The sequence below is a fragment of the Saccharopolyspora sp. NPDC002686 genome (genome assembly GCF_040295745.1).
Classification (GTDB): domain Bacteria; phylum Actinomycetota; class Actinomycetes; order Mycobacteriales; family Pseudonocardiaceae; genus Saccharopolyspora; species Saccharopolyspora oryzae.
Window position 1 is genome coordinate 26276 of the sequence record NZ_JBEOVY010000033.1, and the last position, 9192, is coordinate 35467.

8 protein-coding genes are annotated in these 9192 nt (G+C 69.4%); 4 read left to right on the top strand and 4 right to left on the bottom strand.

From position 1 onward, the window contains the following. Window positions 1-33 precede the first annotated feature (33 nt). Complete coding sequence (locus ABTZ89_RS06930) at window positions 34-1248, bottom strand: ROK family transcriptional regulator (RefSeq protein ID WP_351041150.1); 1215 nt, start codon at window positions 1246-1248, stop codon at window positions 34-36. 111 nt (window positions 1249-1359) lie between these two features. On the opposite strand from ABTZ89_RS06930, the gene ABTZ89_RS06935 reads away from it, so the two are divergent. The 3 genes from ABTZ89_RS06935 to ABTZ89_RS06945 are packed head-to-tail and all read left to right on the top strand — an operon-like array spanning window position 1360 to window position 4417. Next, complete coding sequence (locus ABTZ89_RS06935; protein ID WP_351041153.1) at window positions 1360-2694, top strand: extracellular solute-binding protein; 1335 nt, start codon at window positions 1360-1362, stop codon at window positions 2692-2694. Then, window positions 2694-3578, top strand: coding sequence for a carbohydrate ABC transporter permease (locus tag ABTZ89_RS06940; protein WP_351041156.1), 885 nt, complete (start codon window positions 2694-2696; stop codon window positions 3576-3578). Before ABTZ89_RS06935 ends, ABTZ89_RS06940 begins: the two co-directional genes overlap by 1 nt. After that, a complete protein-coding gene (locus ABTZ89_RS06945; RefSeq protein ID WP_351041160.1) occupies window positions 3578-4417 on the top strand; it encodes a carbohydrate ABC transporter permease in 840 nt (279 codons plus the stop codon). Before ABTZ89_RS06940 ends, ABTZ89_RS06945 begins: the two co-directional genes overlap by 1 nt. 11 nt (window positions 4418-4428) lie before the next feature. On the opposite strand, the gene ABTZ89_RS06950 is transcribed toward ABTZ89_RS06945, so the two are convergent. After that, window positions 4429-5124: a TetR/AcrR family transcriptional regulator gene (locus ABTZ89_RS06950; RefSeq protein ID WP_351041163.1), complete on the bottom strand. Its 696-nt coding sequence runs from the start codon at window positions 5122-5124 to the stop codon at window positions 4429-4431. 95 nt (window positions 5125-5219) lie between these two features. Here ABTZ89_RS06950 and ABTZ89_RS06955 point away from each other — a divergent pair, with 95 nt between their 5' ends. Beyond that, a complete protein-coding gene (locus ABTZ89_RS06955) occupies window positions 5220-6413 on the top strand; it encodes an FAD-dependent monooxygenase (RefSeq protein ID WP_351041171.1) in 1194 nt (397 codons plus the stop codon). A 58-nt stretch (window positions 6414-6471) separates the two neighbouring features. Here ABTZ89_RS06955 and ABTZ89_RS06960 read toward each other — a convergent pair whose 3' ends face one another. Further along, entirely contained in the window at window positions 6472-6636 is a 165-nt protein-coding gene (locus tag ABTZ89_RS06960) for a hypothetical protein (RefSeq protein ID WP_351041165.1), read from the bottom strand. Between the two features lie 284 nt (window positions 6637-6920). Continuing rightward, entirely contained in the window at window positions 6921-8738 is a 1818-nt protein-coding gene (locus ABTZ89_RS06965) for a phosphoenolpyruvate carboxykinase (GTP) (RefSeq protein WP_270950455.1), read from the bottom strand. Window positions 8739-9192: the final 454 nt, after the last annotated feature.

Genomic DNA, 9192 nt, shown 5'->3' on the forward strand with positions numbered 1-9192 from the left:
TCAGGACGTCGGTCTGCGTGCGAGGGGAAGCTTTCAGGGCCCCAGGAGCGTGGCCAGCCGGGGTGAGTAGGCGCGGTCGAGCACGAGCGACGCCGCTCCTACCGCTCCGGCGTCTTCGCCGATCAGGGCCGGCGCTACCTGGACCGGGCGGACTTCGTGGGCCCACACGTGCTTGGTCAGGACCTTCGACACCTGGGTGCGCACCAGGTCGGAGGCGTGGCGCAGCGCCGGTCCGCCCAGCACCACGCTGTCGACGTCGAGGACGCTGACCACTGACGCCAGCGCCTGGCCCAGCTTCGTCGCCGCCGCGCGCAAGACCTTGCCCGCCAAGGCATCTCCGCCCGCGGCCAGGCGGCAGAGCTGTTCGTAGGACTGCGCGATCGGTGCTTCGCCATCACCGCCGCCGGCTGATCGCCAGTCCGCGACGATCGATCGGATCGAGCAGTGCGCTTCGAGGCATCCCCTTCTGCCGCAATGGCATCCGCGTCCGCCGCCGCTGCTCAGGTGGCCGATCTCGCCCGCGTTGTTGCTGACACCGCGGTGCACCTGGTCGTCGAGGACCACGCCGATGCCCACCCCGGTTCCCCAGTGGACGTAGACGAACGAGCCCTCGCGGTGCTCACCGCCGGCCCAGCGCTCGCCGATCGCGGCGGCCGTCGCGTCGTTGTCCATCACCACCGGGAGTCCGGCCCGTTCCGCGACGATGTCGGCCAGCGGCACCGTTCCCCACCCGGTCAGGTTCGGCGGCGAGAGCACCTGCCGGTGCGCCGCGTCCAGCGGTCCCGGCACCGCGAGCCCGACGCCGAGCACCCGGTCCTCGTCGACCCCGGAACGGCGCACGAGCTGCTGCAGCGTCCGCGTCAGCGCCGAGGCGACGGCGGACGGTGAAGCGTCGTCGGGCAGCCGACGTGTGCTGCGCAGCCGCACGCCACCGGCCATGTCCAGCAGTACTCCGGTGATCCGCTCCGGATCGAGGTGCAGGCCCACCGACGAGTAGGCGTCCGGCGCGATCTTCAGCAGCACCCGGCGCTTCCCGCCGGTCGACGGCGCGTGGCCGTTCTCGGTGACCAGCCCGTCCTCGATCAGCGCCCGCACGATGTTGGACATCGTCTGCGCGGTCAGCCCGGTGCGCTGGGCCAGCTCCACGCGGCTGATCTCGCCGCGGCGGCGGATCGCGTCGAGCACGACGGCCCGGTTGAAGCCACCCACCCGGGGCAGGTTCGTGCCCTGCCAAGACGCTTTGGCCATGAACGCTCCTCGTCGGGGTGGCGTTGACTTGTTCCAACGAATGGAATTAACTACCCGAAGTGTGATCCGGATCTCAAGCCGTGCGCAACCACTGCTGGCAGGAGGGCCGCGATGCAACGGCGCAGAGCGATGTCCGTGCTCATCACCGCGACGCTGGGTCTGTCGCTGGCCGCCTGCGGGGGCGGCGCCGCCGACGACCCGGACACGATCAGCGTCGCCTACCACCGCTACGGCAACACGCTGCAGGTCGACCAGTGGATGCAGCGGGTCAAGCAGCAGTACGAGCAGGCCCACCCGGGCAAGACGGTGAAGCTGGACCCGGTGGTCGCCCCGGAGGGCGAGTACCTGTCCAAGCTGCAGCTGCGGATGCGGTCGCCGTCCACCGCGCCCGACGTGCTCTACGAGGACAGCTTCAACGTCAACTCCGACGTCGCGGCCGGTTACCTGGAGCCGCTCGACGACCGGCTGGCGAAATGGCCGGACTGGGAGCACTACATCGACACCACCAAGCAGGCGGGCAAGGCGCAGGACGGCAAGACCTACGGCGTTCCGCTGGACACCGACACCCGCGGGCTCTGGTACAACCGCGAGCTGTTCACCCAGGTCGGCCTGCCCGACGACTGGCGCCCGCGCACCTGGGACGACGTGCTCGCCGCCGCCCGGCAGGTCAAGAAGCAGCGTCCGGGTGCGATCGCGCTGGACCTCGCGCTGGGCAAGGCGGAGGGCGAGTCGGTGAGCATGCAGACGGTGGAGATGCTGTTGTACGGCACCGAAACCGGCACCCTGCACGACGGCCAGAAGTGGATCGCGCCGAGCAAGGGCTTCGCCGACGCGATGGGCTTCCTGTCCACCGCGCTGGCCGAGGGGCTCACCCAGAGCAAGGCGCAGATCGCCGATGCGCAGTACGACAAGGTGCAGCGCGACGAGCTGGTCCGGGACGGCGAGGTCGCCATCCGGCTGGACGGCAGCTTCGCCTCCGGCAACTGGCGGGATTCCGGGTGGCAGGACTGGGCGAAGGTCATGTCGGCCACGCCGATGCCCACCCAGCACGGCCAGGCGCCGGGCACCGTGACGCTCTCCGGCGGCTGGACGCTGGCGATCAGCTCGTCCAGCGCGAAGAAGGACGACGCGTTCGAGTTCATCGCGCAGGCGATGAGCAAGGACAACGTCGTCGAATACGCCACTGCCAGCGGCAACCTCCCGGCCCGCGAGGACGCCGCGGCCGATCCGCGGGTGCTCGGGGCCAACCCGCTCAACGAGTTCTGGATCGGCCTGCTGGACAACACGCACTACCGGCCCGCGCTGCCGGAGTACCCGAAGGTCTCCCAGCAAATCCAGCAGTCGGTGCTCGACGTGGTGGCCGGCAAACCGCCGGACGAGGTCGCCGACCAGTGGGCGCAGCAGGTTTCGCGGATCGTCGGGCCGGCCGGCACCAGGGCGGGCTGATGGCGGTGCGGGTGCGGCAGTGGCTGGTGCCGATGGCGCCGGCGGTGCTGCTGCTCGGCCTGTTCGTGGCCGGACCGATCCTGTGGAGCGTCTACGTCTCGTTCACCAACGCGGCGTTGACCGGTGCCGCGGCCACCGAGCCGGAGTTCGTCGGGCTGGAGAACTTCCGGCGCCTGTTCAGCGATCCGGCGCTGTGGCGGTCGGCCTGGCTGACCGTGGTGTTCACCGTCGGTTCGGCGGTGATCGGGCAGAACTGCCTGGGCATGCTGATCGCGGTGCTCACCCAGCACCGGAACCGCTGGCTGCGCACCATCGTCGGCACGGTGGTGGTCTCGGCGTGGGTGCTGCCTGAGCTCGTCGCGGCGTTCGCGATCTACGCGTTCCTCAACTCCGAGGGCACGCTGAACAACCTGCTGGTGGGGGTCGGTCTCGAACCGCGAGACTGGCTCTACGGCCTGCCGATGCTCGCAGTCGTCCTCGGCAACGTCTGGCGCGGCACCGCGTTCTCGATGCTGGTCTACCAGGCATCGCTGTCCGAGGTGCCGAGCGATCTGGCGGAGGCCGCCGAGGTGGACGGCGCCGGGCCGTTCCGCCGGTTCTGGCACGTCACGCTGCCGATCATCCGCCGGTCGGTGCTGACCAACCTGATGCTGATCACCCTGCAGACCATCGGGTTGTTCACGCTGATCTACGTGGTGACCGCGGGCGGACCGAACGCGGCGACGCAGACCCTGCCGCTGCTGATGTACGACTCGGCGTTCGAGTTCCACGAGATCGGCTACGGCGCGACGATTTCGCTGGTGCTGCTGCTGATCGGCGGCCTGTTCGCCGCGGTGTACGCCAAGAGCCTAGGAGACCCGGACTCCCGGGGGGATGGAGTCTGATGGTCGCGGTGACGGTCGCTCGGCGGCGTTCGGTGGCGGTGGTCGTGCACCTGGTCCTCGCGGTCGTCGCGCTGGCGTTCCTCGCGCCGCTTCTGTGGCTGCTCACAGCGGCTTTCGACGCCGATGCCGCGCTGACCGCGAAGGTGCCCGAGTCGTTCACGCTGGACAACTTCGCGCAGGTGCTCAGCTGGGACCAGAGCGGCCGTCCACTGTGGAACGGCTTGCTGATGTGCAGCGGCGCCGCGCTGATCTCGGTGGTGGCCGCAGTGCTGTGCGCGTACCCGCTGTCGCGCTACCAGCTGCGGTTCCGGCGGCCGTTCCTGTACGTCGTGCTGTTCGCCTCCGGACTGCCGATCACCGCGGTGATGGTGCCGGTGTACAGCATGTTCGTGCAGTTGGAGCTGATCGACTCGATGTTCGGCAGCACGCTGTTCCTGGCCGCCACCTCGCTGCCGATCGCGATCTGGATGACGAAGAACTTCATGGACGGCGTGCCGATCAGCCTGGAGGAAGCGGCGTGGGTGGACGGCGCGTCGGCGATGCAGGCGCTGCGCACCATCGTGCTGCCGCTGATCGTGCCGGGCATGGGCGTGGTCGCGATCTTCACCTTCATCACGGCGTGGGGGAACTTCTTCGTCCCGTTCGTCCTCCTGCTGGACCCGGCGAAGCAACCGGCGTCGGTGGGCGTGTTCACCTTCTTCGGCCAGGGCGGCCTGATCGCCTACGGCCAGCTGGCGGCCTACTCGATCCTCTACACGGCCCCGGTGCTCGTCCTCTACCTGGTCGTCTCCCGATCCCTAGGCGGCGCCTTCAACCTCGCCGGCGCCATCAAGCGCTGACCCACCCCTCGTCAGACCGAGCGGGTGGTGATGAGGGCGGCCAGGCCGTCGAGGATGCGGGCGAGGCCGAAGTCCAGGGCCTGGTCGTGGCCGTCGGTGTCGGCCATCGCCTCGGTGACCGCCGGGTAGTGGGCGCCGTGCTCGCGCAGCAGCTCGGCCATGCTCGAGCTGAGCTGCTGCTCGGGGCGTCCGTCGGATGCTGCCGCGGCCTGCTGGGCGATGCCGCGGACGTGCCCGACCAGCACGACCACGGTGTCGATCCGCTCGCTGCCGCGCAGGCCGGTGCCGTCGAGCGCGGCGACGGCCGCTTCCATCCACGCGAGCTCGTTGGGGCCGGGGATGCGCTGGCCGGTGGTCGCTTCGAGGGTCCAGGGGTGCTGCACGAACCGCGGCAGCAGCGCGCGGGCCCACGCGTCGAGCCGTTCGCGCCAGCCGCCGCCGAGCTCCGGCGGTCGCCCCATGGCGAGGTCCGCCATCAGCGCGACGAGTTCGGCCTTGCCCGGCAGGTAGCGGTAGAGGGACATCTTCGTGAAGCCGAGCTCGGCGGCGACGCGCTGCATTGACACCGCGGCCAGCCCTTCGGCGTCGGCCAGCTCGATGCCAGTGCCGGCGATGCGTTCGAGGCTGAGCGCAGGTTTGGGGCCGCGCCGCGGCGCTGGCCGGGCGCCCCACAGGACTCCGAAACCGCCTGCTCGATCGCCTTCCACCGGAATCCTCCTTGCCCGGACCGCAGAACTGTGTCTATGGTACACAGAAATTAACTGTTTCCGATGGATACAGATTTGGGGAGCGTGACGTGGACATGCGAGGAAGAGTTCTCATCTCGGGGGCGAGCGTCGCGGGCCCGGCGCTGGCCTGCTGGCTCGGTCGCCGCGGCTTCGAGGTCACCGTCGTGGAGATCGCCCCGGCGCTGCGCACCGGCGGCGCGGCCGTGGACTTCCGCGGCGACCTGCACCTGACCGTGCTGGAGCGGATGGGGGTCCTGGCCGATCTGCGGGAGGTCCGGACCGGGGGCAGCCCGATGACCTTCGTCGACGACCGCGAGCGCACCCTGCTCGAACTGCCCGCGGAATTCGCCGGCGGCGACCTCGAAGTGCTCCGGGAAGACCTCTCGCGAGTGCTGCACGCGCACAGCGCGGACGTCGCCGAGTACGTCTTCGGCGACCGCGTCGTGGACCTGGTCGACGGGCCCGACGGCGTCGACGTCACCTTCGCCTCCGGCGCTCAGCGCTCGTTCGACCTGGTGATCGGTGCGGACGGCGTGCACTCCGGGGTCCGGCGCCTCGTCTTCGGCCCCGAGGAGCGGTTCGTCAGCCACCTCGGCTACTACGTCGCGACCTGGGGACTGCCCAACTACCGCGCCCTGCCGCCGGGCTCGCTGGGCCACAACCGGCCGGGCCGCTTGATCTCCGTCGGCGTCGACCGCCGGGACCCCGCGCGGGCGGGTGCGTTCGCGGTCTTCAAGTCGCCGCGGCTCGACTACGACCGCCACGACGTCGACCAGCAGCGCAGGCTGATCGCGAAGGCCTTCGCAGGAGTGGGCTGGGAGGCGCCGCGCCTGCTGGCGGCGCTGGAGTCCGCCGACGACCTCTTCTTCGACTCGATCAACCGGGTGGACGTCGAGAGCTGGTCGCGCGGGCGAGTCGCGCTGGTCGGCGATGCGGCCTGCGGCGCGACGCTCGGCGGGATGGGCACCGGGAGCGCGATCGTCGCTTCCTACGTGCTCGCCGGCGAACTGGTCGCCGCGGACGGCGACCACCGGGCCGCTTTCGCGCGCTACGAGTCGAGGTTCCGCGGCTACGCGCAGGGCTGCCAGGTCGGCGGCGACCGGGCCGGGAAGTTCCTGGCGCCGGGGCGGTTCGGCGGTTGGATGCGGAACCTGATGATGGGCAACGAATTCCTGCTGAACCGGATGCTCCAGCTGGGCAAGGACGTCACCGGCGACCTCGAACTCCCGGACTACGAACTGAATTTCGCCGCGCGACGTGGTGCGTGAAAAGCCTGCGGGCGGTGAGCCCGGTCAGCTCACCGCCCGCAGGAGACTTGCTCTCGGGTCATGGCAGTTGTGCACGGCTTGCCAATCGGACCCGGTCCCGGCTGGTTGGGTCGATCTCGCCGGCTTCGGACTTCTCGCCGGGCTCGTCGTCCTCGGTTCGCAGCGCGAGGAACACCGCAGCGACCGCGATCAGGGACAACGCCAGCATGGCCAGGTTGACCATGACACACCCCCTCGGTTCGGCGCCCTTTTTCTCGGCGGTTAACACTGGGACGCACCAAGTGTCCGTCGGGTTGCTGATCGTTTGGGATTCCCGGATTTACTCCACTTGGCTGCGTAGATCCACCTGGCCGGAACGAAAAAACGGCGTTTCCCCGAAAGAACCTCACGTTCCTTGGGGAAACGCCGCACGATTGCGCACGTTTCATCTAGCCGTCCGCTCCGGACGGGTGGCGGCGGGGCTTCCCACGTTGCCCTGCCAAAACCACCCGTCCGGGGGTCGCTCGGTCAGTTACCGAGACGCTGTTTGAGCGCTTCCAGCTCGTCGCGCATCGAGCTCGGCAGCGCGTCACCGATGGTGGCGAACCACTCGTCGATCAGCGGCAGCTCCGCCTTCCACTCCTCGACGTCGACCTTGAGGGCCTCGTCGACGTCGGAAGCCGGGGTGTCCAGCCCGTCGAGGTCCAGCTCGGCGGCGGTCGGCACCCGGCCGATCGCGGTGTCCCGAGCGGCGGCGCTGCCCTCGAGCCGGTCCACGATCCACTTGAGCACGCGGGAGTTCTCCCCGAAGCCCGGCCACAGGAAGCGGCCGTCCTCGCCGCGGCGGAACCAGTTCACGTAGAAGATCTTCGGCAGCTTGGTGGCGTCGGCGTCCTTGCCGAGGTTCGCCCAGTGCGCCAGGTAGTCGCCGACGTTGTAGCCGAGGAACGGCAGCATCGCCATCGGGTCGCGGCGAACCACGCCGACCTGGCCAGCGGCCGCAGCGGTGGTCTCCGACGACATGGTGGAGCCCATGAACACGCCGTGCTGCCAGTTGAACGACTCGTTGACCAGCGGAACCGTGGTCTTGCGGCGACCGCCGAACAGGATCGCCGAGATCGGCACGCCCTTCGGGTCGTCCCACTCCGGCGCCAGGATCGGGCACTGCGACATCGGCGTGCAGTAGCGGGAGTTCGGGTGCGCCGCCTTGACGTCGCTGTCCGGCGTCCAGTCGTTGCCCTTCCAGTCGGTCAGGTGCGCGGGCGTCTCGCCGCCCATGCCCTCCCACCAGACGTCACCGTCGTCGGTCAGCGCGACGTTGGTGAACAGCGAGTTGCCCTGCTCGATGGTGCGCATCGCGTTCGGGTTGGTGTGCTCGTCGGTGCCCGGCGCGACGCCGAAGAAGCCGGCCTCCGGGTTCACCGCGTACAGGCGGCCGTCCTCGCCGAAGCGCATCCACGCGATGTCGTCGCCGAGGGTCTCGACCTTCCAGCCCGGGATGGTCGGCTGCAGCATCGCCAGGTTGGTCTTGCCGCACGAGGAGGGGAACGCGGCCGCCACGTAGTGGACCTTGTTCTCCGGCGAGATGAGCTTGAGGATCAGCATGTGCTCGGCCAGCCAGCCCTCGTCGCGGGCCATCGCCGAGGCGATCCGCAGCGAGTAGCACTTCTTGCCCAGCAGCGCGTTGCCGCCGTAACCGGAGCCGTAGCTCCAGATCATCCGCTCCTCGGGGAAGTGGGTGATGTACTTGGTGTCGTTGCACGGCCACGGCACGTCCTGCTGGCCGGGCTCCAGCGGCGCACCCACCGAGTGCAGCGCGGGTACGAAGTCGCCGTCCTCACCCAGCTTCTCCAGGACCTTCGCGCCCATCCGGGTCATGATCTGCATCGACACCACGACGTACTCGGAGTCGGTGATCTCCACGCCCAGCTTCGGCGGGGTGGCGTCCAGCGGGCCCATGCAGAACGGGATGACGTACATGGTCCGACCACGCATGCAGCCCCGGTAGAGCTCGGTCATGGTGGCCTTCATCTGGTTGGGGTCCATCCAGTTGTTGGTGACCCCGGCGTCCTTCTCCTCGACGGAGCAGATGTAGGTCCGCTCCTCGACGCGCGCCACGTCCGACGGGTCCGAGGCCGCGTAGAACGAGTTCGGCTTCTTCTCCAGGCGGGTGAACGTGCCTGCCTCGACCAGCTGGTCGGTCAGGCGCTGCCACTCCTCCTGCGAGCCGTCGCACCACACCACCCGGTCAGGGGTGGTCAGCTCAGCGACCTCACGCACCCACGACAGCAGGCGCTCGTGTTTGGTCGGTGCCTGGTCGAGACCGGGAATGGTCAATGCGGTCATCGCGTCGTTTCTCCTGACTGGGCGCCACAGCCCGGACTTGTCGCCGGCGGCGGTGCACCGACGTTTGTGGGAACGCTTCGCCTGCCCGAGGGCCGGGCGAAATTAAAAGGGATGCACCGAGGCTAGCGGGGACAGCGCCGCACGATGGAGATCAGCCCTGTTCGTTCTCTCACAAGAACGATAAGGGAATCGATTCAGTTGGGATCTTTCGGTTCGCGACGGCGGAAGTTTCGTCGTCGAACCGCCCTGGAAAACCAGAATTTCCGGCGAACCGGACACGGGTGCGAACGCGGGGTTAACCGGGGGCATCGGCTGAATGGCGGTTGCCAGGACGTGCCGGAAGCGGCGGAACCCCCCCGGGGCGGCGACCCCCGGGGGGGTCTGCGGGGTGTGGAGGGGTGGCCGGGGAGCCCCCCACCCCCGCCGGGTCGGCCCGGGGCGCCCGCGCGCCCGC